At 45.8% G+C, this 19,972-nt stretch carries 14 protein-coding genes; 9 read left to right on the top strand and 5 right to left on the bottom strand.

Annotation, left to right across the window (positions count from 1 at the left end; all coding sequences use genetic code 11):
• Positions 1-8: 8 nt before the first annotated feature.
• Both KME11_19905 and KME11_19900 read left to right on the top strand, forming a co-directional pair.
• The gene (locus KME11_19905; GenBank protein MBW4517475.1) at positions 9-503 is read left to right on the top strand and encodes a response regulator; all 495 of its coding nucleotides are present in this window, start codon (positions 9-11) and stop codon (positions 501-503) included.
• On the top strand, positions 466-3,255 hold the full coding sequence (locus KME11_19900) for a PAS domain S-box protein (protein MBW4517474.1): 2,790 nt from the start codon (positions 466-468) through the stop codon (positions 3,253-3,255). The genes KME11_19905 and KME11_19900 overlap by 38 nt, the downstream gene beginning before the upstream one ends.
• 72 nt (positions 3,256-3,327) lie before the next feature.
• Here KME11_19900 and KME11_19895 read toward each other — a convergent pair whose 3' ends face one another.
• Positions 3,328-4,185, bottom strand: coding sequence for a sigma-70 family RNA polymerase sigma factor (locus tag KME11_19895; protein ID MBW4517473.1), 858 nt, complete (start codon positions 4,183-4,185; stop codon positions 3,328-3,330).
• A 339-nt stretch (positions 4,186-4,524) separates the two neighbouring features.
• On the opposite strand from KME11_19895, the gene KME11_19890 reads away from it, so the two are divergent.
• The 3 genes from KME11_19890 (at position 4,525) to KME11_19880 (ending at position 7,017) form a co-directional block, all read left to right on the top strand.
• Positions 4,525-4,992, top strand: a complete 468-nt coding sequence (locus tag KME11_19890; GenBank protein MBW4517472.1) for a hypothetical protein — start codon at positions 4,525-4,527, stop codon at positions 4,990-4,992.
• Between the two features lie 330 nt (positions 4,993-5,322).
• A complete protein-coding gene (locus KME11_19885) occupies positions 5,323-6,156 on the top strand; it encodes a sugar ABC transporter permease (GenBank protein ID MBW4517471.1) in 834 nt (277 codons plus the stop codon).
• A gap of 24 nt (positions 6,157-6,180) precedes the next feature.
• Positions 6,181-7,017, top strand: coding sequence for a carbohydrate ABC transporter permease (locus tag KME11_19880; protein MBW4517470.1), 837 nt, complete (start codon positions 6,181-6,183; stop codon positions 7,015-7,017).
• Positions 7,018-7,200: 183 nt separating this feature from the next.
• Here the strand turns inward: KME11_19880 and KME11_19875 are convergent, their stop codons facing one another.
• Together KME11_19875 and KME11_19870 are read right to left on the bottom strand one after the other, a co-directional pair.
• Complete coding sequence (locus KME11_19875) at positions 7,201-8,532, bottom strand: ABC transporter substrate-binding protein (protein MBW4517469.1); 1,332 nt, start codon at positions 8,530-8,532, stop codon at positions 7,201-7,203.
• Positions 8,533-8,781: 249 nt separating this feature from the next.
• A complete protein-coding gene (locus KME11_19870; protein ID MBW4517468.1) occupies positions 8,782-9,330 on the bottom strand; it encodes a fasciclin domain-containing protein in 549 nt (182 codons plus the stop codon).
• Positions 9,331-9,904: 574 nt separating this feature from the next.
• Between KME11_19870 and KME11_19865 the strand changes: the two genes are divergently transcribed.
• From KME11_19865 to KME11_19850, 4 genes are all read left to right on the top strand, one after another.
• Positions 9,905-11,350 carry an efflux RND transporter periplasmic adaptor subunit gene (locus KME11_19865; GenBank protein MBW4517467.1) on the top strand — a complete coding sequence of 482 codons (1,446 nt, stop codon included), beginning with the start codon at positions 9,905-9,907 and terminating at the stop codon, positions 11,348-11,350.
• Positions 11,351-11,384: 34 nt separating this feature from the next.
• Positions 11,385-14,693 carry an efflux RND transporter permease subunit gene (locus KME11_19860; protein MBW4517466.1) on the top strand — a complete coding sequence of 1,103 codons (3,309 nt, stop codon included), beginning with the start codon at positions 11,385-11,387 and terminating at the stop codon, positions 14,691-14,693.
• 348 nt (positions 14,694-15,041) lie between these two features.
• Complete coding sequence (locus tag KME11_19855; protein ID MBW4517465.1) at positions 15,042-16,724, top strand: NAD(P)/FAD-dependent oxidoreductase; 1,683 nt, start codon at positions 15,042-15,044, stop codon at positions 16,722-16,724.
• Positions 16,725-16,807: 83 nt separating this feature from the next.
• A complete protein-coding gene (locus KME11_19850) occupies positions 16,808-18,139 on the top strand; it encodes an MATE family efflux transporter (protein ID MBW4517464.1) in 1,332 nt (443 codons plus the stop codon).
• On the opposite strand, the gene KME11_19845 is transcribed toward KME11_19850, so the two are convergent.
• Together KME11_19845 and KME11_19840 are read right to left on the bottom strand one after the other, a co-directional pair.
• A complete protein-coding gene (locus KME11_19845) occupies positions 18,129-19,109 on the bottom strand; it encodes an aldo/keto reductase (GenBank protein ID MBW4517463.1) in 981 nt (326 codons plus the stop codon). The genes KME11_19850 and KME11_19845 overlap by 11 nt on opposite strands.
• A 33-nt stretch (positions 19,110-19,142) precedes the next feature.
• Positions 19,143-19,556: a MerR family transcriptional regulator gene (locus tag KME11_19840; GenBank protein MBW4517462.1), complete on the bottom strand. Its 414-nt coding sequence runs from the start codon at positions 19,554-19,556 to the stop codon at positions 19,143-19,145.
• Positions 19,557-19,972 lie beyond the last annotated feature (416 nt).

The raw sequence follows: 19,972 nt of genomic DNA, 5'->3' as shown, positions 1-19,972 counted from the left end.
GCAAATTTATGGTTAGTCATCAAACTCAACCCCTCTTAGTCATTGAAGATAGTGACGAGGACTTTGCCGCCTTTGAACGTGTGATTCGTAAGTCATCTATATTTCAAAAGATTTATCGATGCACTAATGGCGATGATGCTCTTGATTTTTTACGCCACACAGGCGACTACACCGACGTTGCTAACGCTCCTCGCCCCGGCATGATTCTGCTCGATCTCAATTTACCGGGCACTGATGGGAGAGAGGTGCTAGAAGAAATTAAACAAGATGCAGTGCTCAAGGTAATTCCAGTGGTCGTGTTTACAACCTCTGATAATCCTCGAGATGTAACAGGTTGTTATCAATGTGGCGCTAACGGATATGTGGTTAAGCCGATTGACCTTAAGAAATTAACAAAAACAGTTCAGGTCATCGTGGATTACTGGTTTGAAGCAAACACTTCACCTAGCCTAGCAGGAGACCGCAATGGAACGAGCCCAACCGATCGTTTTAATCGTGGATGATAGTTTTGTCGATCGGGCAACCTATCGGCGATATCTCCAGCAAAACACCGAAGCTTATACCGTCTTAGAAGCAGAATTAGGAATTGAAGGACTAGACCTTTGTCAACGTTGCCAGCCGGATATTTTGTTGGTTGACTATGGGTTGCCTGACCTTGATGGGATAGATTTTTTAACGGAATTACAAACGCAAGTGAGTATCCCTCCAGTAATTATTCTAACTGGACAGGGGAATGAAGCGATCGCTGTGCAAACGATGAAAGCTGGAGCGCAAGATTATTTGGTGAAGGGGCACCTGACTGCTGAAAAGCTTCGAATTGCAGTGAAGAGTGTGCTAGAAAAAGCTCAGCTACGCGCTCAGCTTCAGCGCAGCGAAGCCGAACGCCAACAGGCCGAAACAGCATTACGTCAAGCCAACAATGAACTAGAAAGACGAGTGGAGGAGCGCACTGCTGAACTGATCATCATGAATCAGGACTTGCAAGCAACTTTGTTAGAGCAGCGGCAAACAGAATTATTTCTCAAGGAGAGTGAATCTCGCTTCCGTTCCCTTAGTGAATCATCACCTATTGGTGTTTTCCAAACTGATCCGGCTGGCAAGTGCCTGTATACCAACACTTGCTGGCAGCAAATTGCAGGCTTAACATTAGATGAAAGTTTAGGGGATGGTTGGATCAATGCCATTCACCCCGATGATCGGCAGGGGGTTATTGCAGCGTGGGATAAGAGTGTCCAGGAAGAACGAGCCTTTTTGCAGGAATTTAGATTTCTCACTCCCCAGGGCAAGGTGAGATGGGTCTGGGCGCGTTCGGCTCCCATCTATTCGGCAACTGGTGAAATTGTTGGCTACGTAGGCACCGATGAAGATATTACCGATCGCAGACAAGTCGAAAACGAGCTAAGAGAAAAAAATACGGCCTTGAGCAACGCTTTAGAAGGCATTGCACGGTTGGATGTTCAAGGGCGTTACAGTGCTGTTAACGAAGCCTATGCTCGGATCAGTGGGTACCAACCTCAAGAAATGATTGGTATGCATTGGCGGGACACAGTTTATTCGCAGGATTTAGAGCGACTGAAGATTGCCTATCAGCACATGCTTCGCCATGGCAAGGTGGAAGTAGAAGCTAAGGGTATTCGTAAAGATGGCTCTCTCTTCTACAAACAACTGTTCATGGTTACTGCCTACGATGACCAGAAGCAAATAACTGGACTTCATTGCTTTATGAAAGATATTAGCGATCGCAAGCAGTCAGAACAAAAAATTCTTGAACAAGCCGAGTTGCTCAATGTCGTTTCTGATGCAATTTTTGTGCGCGATTGCTCAAACCGCATTATTTTCTGGAATCACGGTGCAGAGCAGATTTATGGCTGGAAAACTGCCGAGGCTATGGGACAGAATGCCCGTAAGCTACTCTGCGTAGATTCAGAAACAGCCTGGGAGACAGCCTGGGATACTGTTTTGAAAACCGGAGAATGGCAAGGAGAATTGCACAAAGTGACTAAATCAGAAAAATCGGTCATTGTGACTAGCCGTTGGACTTTAGTACGCGATGAAGCCGGACAACCAAAATCGATCCTAACTGTAGATACCGACATTACTGAGCAAAAGCAACTTGAACAGCAGTCTCTCCGTAATCAGCGCTTAGAGAGCGTCGGCACCCTTGCCAATGGCATTGCCCACGATCTAAATAATATTCTTACGCCTATCCTGGTCATTTCTCAGTTGTTACCGCTCAAGTTTCCTCATTTAGATGCACATACTCAAGATCTTCTCAAAATGCTAGAGACTAGCACTAAAAGAGGAGCGGCTTTAGTTAACCAAGTGTTGGCTTTTACTCGGGGTGTTGAAGGTCGGTTAGTGCCTCTACAGGTAAATTATCTGTTGTTAGAAACTCAAAAAATTGCGAAACAAACCTTTCCAAAATCGATTACGTTTCGGGTTGATTTACCCCAAGACTTGTGGTTAATTTCTGGTGACGCTACCCAAATCCATCAGGTATTGATGAATCTTTGTGTAAATGCGCGGGATGCCATGCCCAAAGGCGGCACCTTGACGCTTTCAGCCACCAATCTTTGGCTCAAAGAGACTGATATTCAAAAGCCGCTGGATGCTCCGGCTGGGGCATATATTGCGCTTACGGTTGCGGATACTGGCACCGGAATGCCCCCTGAGATTGTGGCGCGCATTTTTGACCCGTTCTTCACGACTAAAGAAATTGGTAAGGGAACTGGGCTAGGGCTTTCTACAACGATCGGGATTCTTAAAAGCCACAAGGGGTTTATTAATGTTTCGAGTGAAGTGGGTAGAGGTACTGTCTTTAAGGTATTTTTACCCGCAGCCGATACTCTGACCTTGGAGCCAGTCGAGGAGGCAAAGTTCAGCCAAGTCAATCAAAAACTTGTTTTAGTGGTGGATGATGAAGCTTCAATTCGTAGCGTCACACAAGCAACGTTAGAAGCCCACGATTACACTGTATTTGTCGCTAGCGATGGGAGAGAGGCGATCGCTTCTTATGCTGAACACAACGATAAAATTAACCTGGTTCTAGTAGATATGATGATGCCGTTAATGGATGGACAAACTACGATTCGAGCATTAAAAAGAATTAATCCCGATGTCAAGGTTATTGCAGTGAGCGGACTTTCTTCTAACAAAGAACTTGCCCTTAGAGCAGGAGCAAAAAGTTTTTTGCAGAAACCCTACACTAGTCAAGATTTAGTGTCTTTGATCAACGAACTAGATCAAACTTTCTAGGACTGAGAGTTTCATAGCTCATCTAGATTTAGGATTCTCTATCATCAAGAACTTTTCTAGTTCAAGGTTTTTTTACAGAGCAGCGATCGCCTCTTTTCTCATTTTCTTCATCGCCTTTAGCTCAATCTGTCTCGCTCGCTCTCGCGTGAAGCCAAAAGATTCTCCTACCTCGGCTAGAGTGCGCTGCTGTCCATCTTCTAGCCCATAGCGCAGCATAATAACCTCACGCTCGCGATCGTTTAAGCAAGTGAGATACTGCTGACATTCCTCACGCGCCACACTCACCTCTACCTGCTGCATCTGCTGCATATCAGGAATGAGATCGCCCAGTCGCGTCTCCTGCTCTTGACCCACTGTGGCATCCAAGGAAGCACATTGGCGCTGTTGAGCCATGAGAGTACGTAACTCTGCGGGAGTCATTTCCAGCGCTGCCGAAAGCTCTTCTCCATTGGGAGGACGACCTAGCTCTTCTGCTAATCGGCGGGTCGTGGTTTTAACCTTACTTAGGCGTTCCTGGATATGGATAGGTAACCGAATCGTCCGGGTATCGGACTGTAAAGCACGGGTCATCCCCTGCCGAATCCACCAGTAGGCATAGGTCGAAAACTTATATCCTTTAGTGGGATCGTACTTCAAGGCTGCCCGTTCTAGACCAATATTTCCTTCTTGAATGAGGTCTAGTAGGTCTAATCCCCGGTTTTGATATTTCTTGGATACAGTCACAACCAAGCGCAAATTAGATTGAATCAGCCGATTCTTAGCGCGTTTGCCTTGATGGATAGTTGCTTTTTCTTCAGCAGTAGGATTTTCGACTGGCAGCAGTAGCAGCATTGACTGAATTGCACGCGCCAACTCTAGCTCTTCATTACCATTGAGTAGCGGGGTTTTGCCAATGGCACATAAATAGTCGCGGATGGGGTCAACACTCATAAGAATTTAGAATAAAAAACCAGGTCAATGCCTGGGCGTTGCACTTCAGGAAATAATTTGGCTTAACTAGAATACCTTATTGCTGTCAAGCAATATAAGAAATATAGTAACTCTATAAAATATTCGCAACCAGATAGCGATAAAAAGCCATTATATCAACAGATTATGGCGATATTATTACTTGATTATATTTTCGCTAACGACCTGACCCATAATACTATAGCTTTAACCTCTAAACTTGGGTTCTACAGTTTATCTCTTTGCAGGTCGTAATGGTCAGATTTTTCCAAGCTGAAACAGGAGATATACACTAGAGAAAATGTTTTGAGGACTTAATAAATGGCGAGAACAACTGGAGCTAATGCTAAAATATCGCCTCAGCAATTGCCTGAGGCTTCAGACTTAGACGAACCCGTAGACGCTGAAGACTCGGAGCCAGAGTCCGCAGACTTGGAGCAGTCATCTCAACCTGAGATCCTCACTGAGACTTCGGACAGTGCCCAGAATGAGGGAGATATTCAGACTGTGGATGACATTTTGAACTCGCTCAAAGCTTTGCTGAGTGCAGTTGAAAAGCTTCAAAAAATTCGGCAAGAAGTGGGTGATATTAAGCCGCTACTCGTGAGAATGTTAGATGGGGATCTGGTCGCGGGTGAGGAACTGGAGCAGCTTAAGGCGGGTGTTGGTGGGCTACTGCGTTTGGTGCGGGCTTACGGCGATCACCAGGCAGCGCTGACGAAAGCTCAAACTGCCCGATCGCTGCTAGATGAAGTCCTTAAAGTCGCTCCAATTCCTACAAAAGAGTAATGGATAGAACTTTTTCATGGTATTGTCCCTTTTCTCTTGAATAAAATTAATCTTACTGAAACCCTGTTTTCTTAAGCGGCACCTAAGTAGACAGACTGAATCAAATGAATTAAATAGGAGACATCTGTCTCGATTATGATGTCATGCAGTCAACATCCTGCTCCACAGAATATACATTTTTTGTGACTGTCTACTTAGATCTGTCCAGCACTTCGGTGAAGCGATCTAGTTTAGATAAAGTCGTCGTAAATCTTTACTAAAGCAGGTGCCTTGATGATGAATCAGCGCCTTAAGTCCGAAATTTCAGAGAACTTAGCTGGCTATGCATTTATGACCCCGGCAATTGGGGTACTGGGTACATTTATCGTGTTGCCAATTCTCTATGCAGTCTTTTTGTCATTACAAAAAGTGCAGCTTTTAGGGGGGATCAGCTATGAGTTTGTTGGGTTACGTAACTTTGCACGCTTGCAAGCAGACGAGCGGGTTTGGATTGCGCTGCGTAACACTGCCGAGTATGTAGCGATCGTTGTTCCAACTCAGACTGTGCTAGCGCTGCTGTTGGCGGTGACGTTGAATGCGGGAATCAGAGGTAAGAGCGTATGGCGAATGATTTACTTTTTGCCTACGGTGACTTCTTCTACTGTTCTGACGCTGATTTTTATGTGGATTTACAACACAAATGGGTTATTGAATCGCTTCTTAGAAGCGATCGCCCTTCCCACCTATAACTGGCTAGGCGATCCTGCTGTTGCACTGAAGGGGATCATGCTGATGAATATTTGGTCAACTGCGCCTTTCTTTATGGTGATTTACTTGGCAGCGCTACAAGATATCCCGCGATCGCTTTATGAAGCCGCAGAAATTGATGGGGCAACTGCCTGGGGCAGATTTTGGTTTATTACGCTGCCTCTACTCAACCCCGTTACGTTTTTTGTGATGGCAATGGGCGTAATTGGGACGTTTCAACTTTTTGACCAGTCTTACATTATTTCTAATGGGTCAGGAGGGCCCAATAATGCCACGTTGACTTTGGTGCTACTCATTTATCAGTATGTTTTTCGAGATTTACAAATGGGTTATGCAGCGGCGATCGCCTTTTTGCTGGCAGCCCTGATTATTTTGATTACCTTGATTCAGAAACAACTGTTTAGGAGCGATCGTTAAAAGGTTTATTCTGCTCAGGTCAATATGAAAATATTAACTCGCTCGTTTTGGATTAGCAAAATTTTATATGCTCTACTTATTGTCTATGCTGCCATTACGTTAACTCCATTTCTTTGGGCACTTTCGGCTTCCTTTAAACCCCTCTCAGAAATTGTGAGTGGTGAAGCTAACTTTATTCCTCGCCATTTCACGCTAGAAAACTACCGACAAGTTTTTACAGAAGAACCCTTATTTTTACGCTGGTTTTTTAATAGCGTGGCGATCGCCATTAGCGTAACGCTGCTCAACCTGATATTCAATTCTCTTGCTGGATATGCGCTAGCCCGACTGCCATTTCGCGGTAAGCGGTTTTGGTTTTTTCTCATTTTGGCAGTGCTGGCAGTTCCTGTACAAGTAACCCTAATCCCGACCTTCTTAATTTTAAAAGCCTTTGGCTGGCTCAACTCCTATCAAGGCATGATTGTGCCAGGAATGGTAAATGCTACTTTTATTTTTATGATGCGTCAGTTTTTTCTCAATTTTCCTTCAGAGCTAGAAGAGGCGGCGGCATTGGATGGACTGGGGCGATTGAGCACTTTTTGGTATATTGTCTTACCCCTAGCGAAACCAGCTTTGGCAGCACAGACTATTCTGGTTTTTATGAGCAGCTGGAACAATTTTTTATTGCCCATCGTAACTCTATTTGAACCTGAAATGTTTACACTTCCGCTAGGGCTGAATACATTTAAGGGAGAATACATTAGCTACTGGAATAACATCATGGCAGCATCTATGATGTTTACGTTGCCTGTTCTCTTTCTCTATGCTTTTTTTAACCAATACTTTATTCAAGGCATTACCTTTACGGGTGGAAAAAGTTAGAGGATGTCTGAGAAGTCTAGATTGCTATCCGATCCGCCCCCTAAATCCCCCATTCTGAGGGACTTTGAAGAAGCATTGGTTCGGAAGTCCCCCAGAATGGAGGGTTAGGGGGCGAGTGTAAGAATCTTTGATACTTCTCAGACATCCTCTTAGCGACGATCGCTTTTCTAAGGTGCCGCTTTCCTAAAGTGCGGCTTTAATTTGTTGGTTAGCGCTCTCCTGTGCCCGAATCATCGCAGTAGGCAGGAGTTGTTGTCCTAATAAAGCGCTTAAATATTGATTATTAAAGTTATTCACAATTGCAGTCGGAAATTGTCCTACTTGCCACGGGGTGGCGTAGCTAACTCCAGCCAATAGAGGCGCGCGCAGGCGATCGCCATCACCCTCCAACGTTTGGGCATTCAATTTTTGGGCAACCGATTTGCGGCTAGGCAAGGCAAAGCCTGTGCCCGTCCACTTCTCCATTCCTACTTTGCCCGTCAAGTAAGCAATTAGCTCCCAAGCCGCTTGCTTATGCTGAGTCTGATGATTCATCACGTAGGCGACTGTAAATGCCATGGTGGCAGACTGATTGTTGATTTTGGGTAACTCAGCCGTAGCAAAATCTAGGTTGGGGAAGGTGCTTTGCAAATAAGGAATTGCCCAGTTTCCTTCAATTACCATAGCGGCTTTGCCTTGCCCAAACATCTCGCTGCCATTGTTAGCGCCCACATCAATTGCACGGGCAGAGGTGCGATCGTTCTGATACTGTTGCACCATAGGGTTGACTCCGTTAATCCCGTCATCCGTAGCAAACGTAGCATAACCCCTAGTATTAACAACCTGTCCACCAAATGCCTTAATACTATGTGCCTGTCGCGATAGTTCGGGCAAAATACCAAAGCCATACTGGTCAGGTCTACCATCTTTATTCAGGTCGATCGTCAGTTTTTTAGAAGCAATCAGCATCTCTTCCCAAGTTTTGGGGGGATGGCTCAACCCAGCCGCCGCAAAAGCTTTTCGATTGTAAAACAGGGCTAAGGTAGAAAAATCTTTGGGCAACCCATAGACCCGGTTTTGCAAAGTAAAGGGTTGAAGTAAATTAGGCTCAAAGTCGGCTAAGTCAAACGCAGCAGGAATATAAGCATTCAACGGTTCTAGAACGTTCTGCTGCATAAAGAACGGAGCTTCCATGGCATCTAAGTAAAATACATCAGGAGCAGCATCCCCAATTAGTCGGGTCTTAATCACGTCCATGTATTGATCAGCAATGACTTCAAACCGAACTCTGATGCTAGGATGACTCGCTTCAAAATCGCGTAAGACTTGGTTTAGCAATCGTTGCTCGGCTGGACTGGCGCTCCATCCACTCAGTTTAAGGGTGACTGGCTCTACAGTTGAAGGAGGCACAGTTTGTTGGCAACTCACGATGATTAAAAATGCTATGAGAGTTAGTATTCTAAGCCTCACCTTTTGCCATATCTTGTTAGGGCATGAATTGATGATGTTGGTATAAAAGTATACTTTAGTTGCCATACTTTACAGAGCAATGACTACCTTCTGGCATTACTGAATTGTAGTCTGAATCAACGGCTTAATTTTCATGCCCCTTCTCCTGAAAAAAGGGACTCTGAACAGGTTCACACTCTTACTGAGCAATGCTTCTTTTTTTAATTTTAACTTAAAAGCCATCTTCTCTATTTCTAAAGATGGCAATAGCCGGAATTACGCTGAAGTAATTCCGGCTATTCAGTAAAGCCCTCTGTCCTAAAGAATTAATCTTTACTATAGTTGGACATCAGGTGGCAAAAGAACTTTGTCAATTCCATGAATTACGCCATTAGTTGCAATAACATCGGGCTGCGTTACAGACGCATCATTGACAGTAATATTATTTGCGCTGCTCTCGACAGAAATGGTCTGCCCTTCCACAGTTGCAACAGCTCCAGGTTGAATATCTGCCGAAGTGACCTGGCTTGGTACAACGTGATAACTCAAGATTTTCCTAAGCTGCTCTTTGTTTTCGGGAAGCAGTAGTCTATCAAGAGTCCCGGCAGGCAATGCTGCAAAGGCTTCATTAGTGGGAGCGAAGACCGTTACGGCTCCTGGCGCACTCAAGGTTTCTTGTACTCCTGCTGCTTGAGCCGCTGTTAACAACGTGCTAAAAGAACTGTTCTGAGCCAAAACTTCCGAAATTGTACCTGAGGCAGTGGTGGAAGGTGATGCGCCAACAGTAGGACTAACTAAGGGCGATTCGGTAATAGTGGTTGACCCAGGATCAGTCGTTGTACTGGTTGTAGTATCTGGATTTTCACAAGCAGCGATCGCGGTCATTAGTGCAACGCTGGCAGCGATCAATAACTTTTTCGATTTTCTAATTGCTGAAATCATTCTGAAATCTCTCCTAATCGTTCTAAAGTAAAGACACATTTACGACTTGTAATGAGATGCGTCTTTTCTCAAAGTAAATTAGGATTAAGTACTCTACCCTCTTCCATGAGATAGAGGTTTTGTATAAAAACGATTGACTTAAATCTATACAAGACGATACAAAAATAAGACGATATAAAACTTTCTGCTCGAATAAAAATCGATGATTTAGAACGCTACAATAGTGGAGAAAAAATTGGAGTGGAGAAAAAATTAGAAGTTTGAGAACAATGAAGAGTTTAGTAGAACCTGCTTTAAGTAGACCTATGAAGAGTTTAGTAGAACCTGCTTTAAGTAGACCTCTCTCGGTTTCAGATTCGATCGCTTACACTTCTAAGTTAGGTTTCTATACATTCAGGGTGAGAAAGTGAAAGTATTCTAGACACTTAGCTATGATGCCTCTTGGCTTTACGCTTCTTCCTTTGTGTTGGCAATCGGTTCCCTTCATCTCCATAATTAATCAATTCAGGTGATTCCAATGAATGGCGAAGACAATCAGAAAAATCTGACCGTTCATCCGTCTGACCAAGCAGAATTACCTTCTTCACACCCAAAGGTAGAGCCTCAAACTCCGCGCTGGCGGCAGTCTGTTGTTCCTGCTGTGATTGGGCTAGTACTTCTGGGTGGACTTGGCTGGATTATTTTTAGCCGATTCATTTTACCGATGATGATGGGTGGTCAGATGGCCCCGCCGCCTACTCCTGTACCGCTAGCTAACCCTAAATCTGCTCCAATCCAAGATAGCTCCGACTACTCGGCGACTTTAGATTCACGGCAATCGGTGACGCTTCAGCCGCGTGTGGCTGGACAAATTAGCGCTATCTATGTACAACCTGGCGATCGGGTTGAGGCAGGGCAACCCATTTTGGAAATTGATGCAGATCAACAGCGTGCCCAAGTTTCTAGCCGTACTGCTGCCGCTCTGACTGCTGCTGCTGATGTGCAGGCGGCACAAGCCGATGTTGCTAACGCCGCCGATACCCTCAGATCTTTAGAAGCACAGCGCGCCGCCGCCCTTGCCAATGTTCAACTCAATCAACAGGAGTATCAACGCTACCAAGAGTTGACTCGTCAAGGGGCATCCAGTCAGCAAACGCTAGACCAACGAGCTAATGCATTAAGAACTGCGCAGGCAGAACTGCGACAGGCAGAAGCTGAGATTCAGGCGCAGCGATCGGCGATCGGTCGGACTCAATCTGTAGTGACTCGAAATCAACGGGCGGTAGAAGAAGCCGAAGCTAATATTGCTGAGGGGCAAGCTGCACTGGAAGAGTACACCATTACTGCGCCTTTCAGCGGCACGGTTAGCAACATTCCAGTGAAAGTAGGCGACGCGGTAACGGTGGGTACACAATTGCTGAACATTACTCAAAATAAGCAGTTAGAAGTTCAAATTCAGCTTCCTCTAGAACGAGCGTCTTCAGCCCGATTGGGGCTGCCCGTGAAATTGCTAGATGACCAAAATCGAGAAATACAGACAGGGCGAATTTCATTTATTGCTCCTAACGTAGATGCTACTACCCAATCAGTGCAAGTCGAAGCAACCTTTGAGAACGGAAGTGAGGTTTTGCGTAGCTCCCAGTTTGTCCGAGCGCGGGTGATTTGGAGCAGTCAACCAGGAGTGCTGGTGCCGACTACGGCAATTTCTCGCTTGGGGGGCAGAGATTTTTTGTTTGTGGCGGCTCCCTTTAAAGATTCAGGATGTCAAGCTCCTGCTTCTGAAGGCACATCGGCTCCGGTTGATCCTGACCAGTTAGTCGCTGCCCAGAAGCCTGTTAAGCTCGGCAGAATTGTTAATAATGATCAAGAAGTTTTGGAAGGTGTAATGGCTAGCGATCGCATCGTCGTTTCAGGTATTCTACAACTGCAAAATTGTATGCCCATTGCAGATGCAGCTTCCTCCACGTCTCCTCCCGCTCCGTAATCTGGCTGGTGTTCCTCTCATTCCCGGATGAATTATGATTTTGTCTATCTCTAATTTCTTCATTCAGCGTCCGGTGTTTGCCTCAGTCTGTTCGATTATGATCACGCTTTTAGGAATTGCCTGCATTCCGACATTGCCGATCGCTCAGTACCCTGAAATCGCACCCCCACAAGTTAGCGTTACCTCTAACTATGTAGGCGCTAACGCAGAGGTCGTTGAATCGACTGTGACCGACATTTTAGAGCGGGAACTGAACGGTATTGCCGGGGTAAAATACATCAAATCTACCAGTGCTAGCACGGGAACAAGCAGCATTAACCTCACGTTTGATTTAGGGCGAGATCAAGACTTAGCAGCAGTAGATGTACAAAATCGTGTCTCTACTGTGCAATCTCGGTTACCAGGGCCTGTAACGCAAACGGGAGTTCAGGTTGAAAAGGCAAATAATAACTTTTTATTGGCGATCGGGCTATATGCCGATCGTGACGAAGCATCGGATACAGATCTCTACGATGATATCTATTTAAGTAACTACGCCGATCTTTATTTAGCAGACGCTATTAAACGGATTAGGGGTGTAGGTAGTGTGCAAATCTTTGGAGAACGTAAGTACGCGATGCGACTTTGGCTTGACCCAGAGCGGCTTGCCAGTCGCAGCATCACGCCTCAGGATGTAGTCAGCGCCCTCCAGCAGCAGAATATTCAAGTGGGCGCAGGACAAATTGGACAGCCGCCTGCATTGCCAGGACAGCAGTATCAGTATGCCGTAACCGTACAAGGACGACTTAAGGATGCTGAGGAGTTCAATAATCTGGTCATTAAAACTACCAATACTGGAACGCTGGTCAGGCTGAATGAAGTGGGTCGGGCTGAACTGGGCGCAGAAAACTATGGTTCAGTGCTGCGGTTTACTCCCAATGATCGAGTGACGCACCAGGGTGTGGGTTTAGGAGTTAATCAACAGTTTGGCAGCAATGCGCTTGATGTTGCAAAAGAGGTCAAAATAGAGATGCAGCGGCTCTCCGAAAGCTTTCCACCTGGGATGCGATATGCTGTTGCGTTTGATACTTCTACGTTTATTGAAGCGGGCGCAGGGGAGGTAGTTCAATCTTTGATTGAGGCAGTTGTCTTAGTCGTTCTGATCTTATTTCTATTTTTACAAAGCTGGCGATCGGCATTGGTCACAACCATTGTGATCCCCATTGCATTCATTGGTACATTTATCTTCGTCAAGCTTTTAGGGTTCTCAATCAATACCCTGACTTTATTTGGATTGACCTTAGCAACAGGTTTGGTTGTAGACGATGCCATTGTCATTATCGAAGATATTACTCGTCGCATTCAAGATGAAGGAATGTCGCCTCGTGAAGCGGCGATCGCATCAATGGATATTCTCTTTGGAGTGGTTATTGCCACTTCGCTTGTATTGGTTACAGTGTTTGTCCCGGTAGCATTCTTCCCCGGCACAACCGGTCAACTTTATCGACAATTCGCCTTGACTATCACGTTCTCGGTGATGCTTTCAACCTTTAATGCTATTACGTTTACGCCCATGTTATCGGCGCTGTTACTTCGGGCAGAGGCACCATCAAACAATCGATTTTTTAATGGCATTAACTGGGTCATCAACAAAACTCGAGATAGCTATGGTCGAGGGGTGAGCCAGGTCATTCGGCGCAAAGGCTTAGTGATGGCTTTATTTGGTGGGGCGTTGGTTCTCACTTATTTCACCTATAATTTTGTCCCTAAAGCTTTCATTCCTGACGAAGATCAAGGCGTTTTTATTACGGTAGTGCAAGGGCCAGAAGGTGTATCTCTAGACTACACGGAAAAAGTGCTGCAAAAAGCTGAAGCAATTCTTAAGGCACAGCCCGAAATCACAAATATCTTTGCAGTTGGAGGGTTTAGTTTTAGTGGGGCAACTCCTAACAACGGTTTAATCTTTTCGACCCTGAAGCCTTGGGAAGAGAGGACAGGTGCCAATCAATCTTTACAGGCAATCATCGGTGGGTTTGCCCCTGCTCCTTTTGGACTATTTCCAAAACTAGCGTCCATTCAAGAGGCGGTTGTTCTGCCTTTTAACTTGCCTGCTATTTCAGGAATTGGTAACTTTGGCGGTTTTGAGTTTCATCTTCAAGATCGCACTGGACTGGGCTTTCCAGCTTTAGGAGAAACTCTCGGTAAGTTTATGGGACGGGCATCGGCTTATCCTTCTGCTGAAAGCCCAAAGCTGACTGGGCTGCGTCCTAACTTTAGTGCTAACACTCCACAAATTTTGGTGGAAGTCGATCGCGATCGGGCAAGCCAACTTCAGGTTTCCTTAGAAGATGTTTTCAATACACTGCAAATCTTTTTAGGTTCTACCTACGTTAATGACTTTAATCAATTCGATCGCGCCTATCGCGTTTACGTTCAAGCCGATCGTCAGTTTCGTTCTAACCCAGAGGATATTAAAAAATTATATGTTCGCAGCAATCCAACTGATGGCTCTGCGGGCAGAATGATTCCATTGGATAGTTTAGTAACCATTACTCAAACTAATGGGCCTTCAATCATTAATCACTACAATCTATTTCGCTCGGTTGAGATCAATGGCTCAGCGGCACCAGGCTCAAGTTCTGGGCAAGCTATTAACGCGATGGAAGCTGTTGCGCAGGAAACACTGCCTAAAGGGTTTGGCTATGAGTGGTCTGGTCTATCGCTTGAAGAAATCGAGTCAGGAGGATCTGCCTTATTTATTTTTGGATTAGCAGTTGTTTTTGTTTTCCTAACGTTAGCGGCTCAATATGAAAGTTTTGTTGACCCAATTATTATTATGTTGACGGTGCCGTTAGCTATTTTAGGAGCATTGGCGGCAGTGATGCTGCGCGGCACTGCCAATGATGTGTACACCCAAATTGGTTTAGTCATGCTGGTAGGGATGGCTAGCAAAAACGCTATTTTGATTGTTGAGTTTGCGAACCAGCTTCGGGAGGAAGGAAAGACTATTGCTCAAGCAGCGCTCGAAGCGTGTCAAGAACGATTACGTCCTATTTTAATGACCGCGATCTCTACTATTGTGGGGGCGCTGCCTTTGATGATTGCTTCGGGAGCAGGGGCAGCGGCTCGACAGTCTTTAGGGACTGCGATCGTTGGCGGTATGTGTATTGCAACTGTTCTAAGCTTGTTTCTTGTGCCTGTTCTCTATATCGTTATCAAGTCGATGGAGTCCCGGTATCAGGATAAGCGTCGTCCTGTTCTAGTCGATGGAACCCTAGATGGTAATGGAGATGGTCATACTCCCAAAGTAGAGCACACTAAAACTGGCGTTGGGCGATCGAACAATAGGGAGGATCATAGATAAGCTTCGTTATCTCTAGCATCTTTTACCTTAGAGGATGTCTGAGAAGTCTAGATTGCTATCCGATCCGCCCCCTAAATCCCCCATTCTGAGGGACTTTGAAGAAGCATTGGTTCGGAAGTCCCCCAGAATGGGGGGTTGGGGGGCGAGTGTAAGAATCTTTGATACTTCTCAGACATCCTCTTAGTAGTAAAAGAGTTATTCCCTTGGATAGGTTTGCGATTGTCAATCTATTCGGTACTCTCAAGATTTGGCGTAGGTCAGATGCGCTGTGGCGAACGTTTCGCAAAATGTTTGTGAAGTGTGTGACTGCTATAAGGCTAGAGAATATGTACCCTAGGAGAGTTTTAGATGCATGAGTATGATGCGGTCATAATCGGAGCAGGTCACAACGGATTAGTGTGTGCAGCTTATCTACTGAAAGCGGGATACAGCGTACTCTTGCTAGAAAAACGCTCTGTTCCGGGCGGGGGAGCAACGACAGAGGAAGCCATGCCAGAACAAGCTCCTGGCTTCAAATTTAACTTGTGTGCTATTGATCATGAGTTCATCCATTTGGGACCTGTGGTAGAAGAACTTGAGCTAGAAAAATATGGGTTGAAGTATTTGTACTGCGATCCAGTCGTGTTCTGTCCCCATCCTGACGGTAAGTATTTTTTGGGGCACAAATCTGTAGAAAAGACTTGTGCTGAGATTGCTCGATATAGCCCTAGGGATGCAGTTAAATACCAGGAATTTATTCAGTTTTGGCAACAGCTTCTAAATGCGATCGTGCCCGTATTTAATGCACCGCCCAAATCATTGATTGACATTGCTGGAAACTATGACATTACAAAGATAAAGGATCTCCTTTCAGTCGCTGGCTCTGTCAATAAAGCCCTTGATCTCTTCCGTACAATGCTATCCAGTTCGGAAGACAACTTGAACGAATGGTTTGACTCAGAGTTTTTAAAAGCACCTCTGGCTCGGTTAGCATCCGAACTTGGTTCTCCTCCCAGTCAGAAAACACTGGCGATCGGGGCAATCATGATGGCAATGCGGCACAATCCTGGCATGGCAAGACCTGTCGGGGGCACGGGTGCGCTCACTCAAGCACTGCTCAAGCTGGTTAAATCCCTAGGAGGGGAAGTTCTGACAGACCAGTCTGTGGAGCGTGTGTTGATGGATGATGGCAAGGCGGTTGGCGTACGGGTGCAAGGTGGGACGGAGTATCGGGCTAAGGAAGGCGTAATTTCCAATATTGACGCACAACGTTTGTTCCTACATTTGGTTGATGAGAGAGATTTGCAAGCAGCTGATCCAGAGTTGAAAGAGCGTCTGGAGCGTCGTATTGTGAATAACAATGAGACCATTTTGAAGATTGACTGCGCTTTGTCAGAACCCTTACATTTTGAACATCATCAGCATCAGGATCAGTACCTGATTGGATCTGTGTTAATTGCTGACTCTGTGAAGCAGGTTGAGATCGGTCATAGTGATCCGAGTATTGGCAAGATTCCTGATTCTGATCCTTCAATGTATGTTGTGATGCCAACGATGCTGGATCCTTCTATGGCACCTGAAGGAAAGCATACGCTCTGGGTCGAGTTTTTCGCACCTTACCAGGTTGAGAATGCGGAAGGTACCGGATTAAAGGGGACGGGGTGGACAGACGAACTGAAGAACAAAGTTGCCGATCGCGTTTTGGATAAGTTAGCAGACTATGCGCCCAATCTCAAAAAGTCGATCATCGCTCGCCGAGTAGAGAGTCCGGCTGAGCTAGGAGAGCGGCTCAGTGTTTTGAAGGGCAACTACTACCACATTGATATGACCTTGGAGCAGATGATCTTTTTCCGTCCTTTACCAGAAATAGCGAATTACAAAACCTCAGTCGAAAACTTGTTTTTGACTGGGGCGGGGACTCATCCAGGCGGTTCAATCTCTGGGATGCCGGGTCGAAACTGTGCCAGAGCTTTTCTGCATACTAAGCAGCCGATCGCCCAAATGCTGAAGGATGCTAAAAGTTCTTTTCAATCAACTTTTAATCTTTCATAAGGCTAGTGGTTGATTTGCAAAGCAGATGGGTAGGTGAATGAGTAACATTAATTCATTCACCTACCTACGGAAATTCACGCATCATGTTCGAGTCGCGCTCTTTCTTACGTCAGTTTAGCCAGTTGGCGATCGTCAATATTCTTTCTAATTTGATGGTGCCTTTGGCGGGACTGTTGGACGTAGCATTCTTAGGGCATTTGGCAGATATTCATCACTTGGCAGGGGTGGCGTTAGCGACTATTTTGGTGAATTATTTGTACTGGACTTTTGGCTTTCTGCGCATGGGCACAACTGGGCTAACGGCTCAGGCAGTGGGACGGAATGACTCTGATACGGTCTTGCTGATTGGATTGCGTAACGGAGGCTTGGCGTTAGGCATTGGGTTACTCATTCTGATGATGCAGCAGCCGTTAGGTCAGATAGGATTTAGCATGCTGAGTGCTAATGAAAATGTGAAAGCTTCAGGAATGGCTTATTACCAAGCGCTGATTTGGGGCGCTCCGGCAACGCTGTTGAATTATGTGTTGATAGGCTGGTTTTTGGGGCGGGGGCAGAGTGGCAAAGTTTTACTGCTTTCGGCGGTGGGAAATGGGGCGAAGGTGCTGCTGGATTATTTGCTGATTGTGCAGTGGGGATGGTTGAGTCGGGGGGCGGGATATGCGACGGCTTGGAGCCAAGTTTTGATGATGGCGATCGGGTTGTTTCTACTGGTGTGGGAATTTCGATCGAAGCCTTTGGCATTGGGATGGAAAGAACTGCTAGATCCGACTGCGCTCAAGTCTGCTCTTTGGTTGAATAGCGAGATTTTGGTACGGAGTTTTGCACTAATTTCTACGTTTGCTTTGTTTACAAATTTAAGCTCTGTTTCAGGCACTGAGGTGCTAACCGTGAATGCTGTATTGCTAGAAGTCGTGACCTTTGCAGCTTTTTTTATTGATGGGTTGGCGTTCGCGACGGAGAGTTGGGCAGGAGTTTTGCACGGGCAGGGTACGACTGATGGGTTGGTTCGTCTGTTAAAGGTTTCAGGAGTTGCTAGTTTATTATTAGGTGTGAGTGTTGCGATCGCTTTTATCGTCGCACCTGTTCCATTGTTTAGCCTGTTAACTAATCATACTAATGTGATCATTGGTATACAAAAGTATGTCGTTTGGCTACTACCTATATTAGGGCTTGGCTCGATCGCCTACTTGTTAGATGGCTACTTTCTAGGTTTAACCAGCGGTCGTATTTTGCGTAATGCCGCAATTATGGCTTTGTTGATAGGCTTTGCACCAATGGCAGCGATCGCCTTTTATTACCACAGCAATCATCTGCTTTGGCTGTCGTTGGCACTATTTATGGGGGTGCGAGTTGTGACTCTGGGAACCCAAGTGCCCAGGACTTTGCACCCCGCAAATGCTAGTGTTAGCGATTAACTGTACTCATGTCAGGGTAGCGATCGCCCACTGCTCCTCCTTTCGGTGCGACTGCATCAATCCGGCTTAGATCTTCTGATGTCAGCGTTACAGAGGTTGCTGCTACGTTCTCTTCTAGATAAGTGCGACGTTTCGTTCCTGGGATTGGCACAATATCTTCGCCCTGTGCCAGCAGCCACGCTAAAGCCAGTTGGCTCGGCGTTACGTTTTTTTCAGTTGCAATTTGTTTCACCTGATCCACAAGTTGCAGATTTTTGGCAAAATTTTCTCCTTGAAGCCGGGGTGAAAAGCGACGATAGTCATCCTCGGCAAGATCTTCAATGCTCTTGAAGTTTCCTGATAGAAATCCTCTCCCTAGCGGACTATAGGCAACAAACCCAATTCCTAATTCGCGCACTGTTGGTAATATTTCATCCTCTGGGTCACGGCTCCACAGAGAGTACTCTGTTTGCAGCGCCGTGATAGGATGCACAGCATGGGCACGACGAATAGTTTCGGGTGCCGCCTCAGACATGCCGAGATACCGCACTTTTCCTTGTTGCACTAACTCTGCCATTGCCCCGATCGTATCTTCAATAGGAACGGTTGGATCAACGCGGTGTTGATAGTAAAGATCAATGGTATCTACGCCTAATCTTTGCAGTGACGCATCGCAGCATTGGTGCACATATTCTGGTTTACCATTAACGCCTGCCCAGCCGCCTTCAGCAGTTCGGACGTTCCCAAATTTGGTTGCCAGCGTCACTCTATCTCGCAAACCTTGAATCGATCGCCCTACTAACTGTTCGTTTGTGAAGGGGCCATACATGTCGGCAGTATCGAGAAAAGTCACACCTAACTCAATAGCGCGTTGAAGCGTTGCAATAGACTCCTGCTCATCGCGTCCGCTATAGAATTCTGACATGCCCATACAACCCAGTCCTAGTTCCGAAACGACCAATCCTTGGTTACCTAGTTTTCGCGTTTTCATGAGTTTATTCTCCATCAATACTTTTGAAGGTGGTTAAGCGATCGGTTGCAAATGAGATGTTAGCTGAGCAGTTGCGTGATGCTGTTCTGCTAACGTCTTGTAGTTTTGAATTTTCCACTGAATTAGCTCCAGGTTTTGTATCAACTGTTGAATCTGTTGTTGAACTGCCTGTTCATGGGCTTCTAAAATTGCCCGACGTTCCTCGATCGCATCTGGTTTTTGCCGCATTAGTGCCGCATATTCCTGCATCTGACGAATGGGCATTCCTGTCATGCGCAGTTTAGATAAAAACTCAATGCGAGCAAGATCCATTGCCGAGTACCGACGATGCCCATTGGCTGCCCGAGTGACTGGCTCTAAAAGTCCGTTGCGCTCGTAATAGCGGAGGGTGTAAACGCTCAGCCCGATGCGCTCAGAAACTTGTTGAATGGTGAGTTCGTTATCCATGCCCACTACCTTAAATCCTAGAGTGCACTCTAAGTCAAGCATATTTTTTCAAGACGAAGACATTCTGCTACAGGGGTAGATTTAGCTTTGCTAGCGAATCAAAAAACAGAAAATGTAGCTGTACTCAACTTGGTTAGGGAGTTGCGTGAAGATAAAACCCCGGTGGGATGCTTTGACTTTTCAGCCCCCTAAATCCCCCATTTTGGGGGACTTTGAAAGGTTCGGAAGTCCCCCAAAATGGGGGATTTAGGGGGCAATTCGGGGCGTTATTTAATTACAGCTTGGTTAGGACAAGGGGCGTAAGCTCCTTGTTAATCATGATGGTTATATTTGTTCTAATCAAAGTGCTTACGGCTATGATGACAATGGTTAATGCAGCGATGAGAATAGCCTTTGAAGGAACGATCGCGATGTTT

Source organism: Timaviella obliquedivisa GSE-PSE-MK23-08B, assembly GCA_019358855.1.
Lineage (GTDB): Bacteria > Cyanobacteriota > Cyanobacteriia > Elainellales > Elainellaceae > Timaviella > Timaviella obliquedivisa.
Note: the sequence above shows the minus strand (reverse complement) of the source record. Positions and strands in the feature narration are given on the sequence as shown.

Coding starts and splice junctions, on each gene's coding strand:
- KME11_19860 (MBW4517466.1), top strand. CDS start 11,385: ATGATTTTGTCTATCTCTAATTTCTTCATTCAGCGTCCGGTGTTTGCC.
- KME11_19865 (MBW4517467.1), top strand. CDS start 9,905: ATGAATGGCGAAGACAATCAGAAAAATCTGACCGTTCATCCGTCTGAC.
- KME11_19845 (MBW4517463.1), bottom strand. CDS start 19,109: ATGAAAACGCGAAAACTAGGTAACCAAGGATTGGTCGTTTCGGAACTA.
- KME11_19880 (MBW4517470.1), top strand. CDS start 6,181: ATGAAAATATTAACTCGCTCGTTTTGGATTAGCAAAATTTTATATGCT.
- KME11_19855 (MBW4517465.1), top strand. CDS start 15,042: ATGCATGAGTATGATGCGGTCATAATCGGAGCAGGTCACAACGGATTA.
- KME11_19870 (MBW4517468.1), bottom strand. CDS start 9,330: ATGACCGCGATCGCTGCTTGTGAAAATCCAGATACTACAACCAGTACA.
- KME11_19895 (MBW4517473.1), bottom strand. CDS start 4,185: ATGAGTGTTGACCCCATCCGCGACTATTTATGTGCCATTGGCAAAACC.
- KME11_19885 (MBW4517471.1), top strand. CDS start 5,323: ATGACCCCGGCAATTGGGGTACTGGGTACATTTATCGTGTTGCCAATT.
- KME11_19850 (MBW4517464.1), top strand. CDS start 16,808: ATGTTCGAGTCGCGCTCTTTCTTACGTCAGTTTAGCCAGTTGGCGATC.
- KME11_19890 (MBW4517472.1), top strand. CDS start 4,525: ATGGCGAGAACAACTGGAGCTAATGCTAAAATATCGCCTCAGCAATTG.
- KME11_19900 (MBW4517474.1), top strand. CDS start 466: ATGGAACGAGCCCAACCGATCGTTTTAATCGTGGATGATAGTTTTGTC.
- KME11_19875 (MBW4517469.1), bottom strand. CDS start 8,532: ATGGCAACTAAAGTATACTTTTATACCAACATCATCAATTCATGCCCT.
- KME11_19905 (MBW4517475.1), top strand. CDS start 9: ATGGTTAGTCATCAAACTCAACCCCTCTTAGTCATTGAAGATAGTGAC.
- KME11_19840 (MBW4517462.1), bottom strand. CDS start 19,556: ATGGATAACGAACTCACCATTCAACAAGTTTCTGAGCGCATCGGGCTG.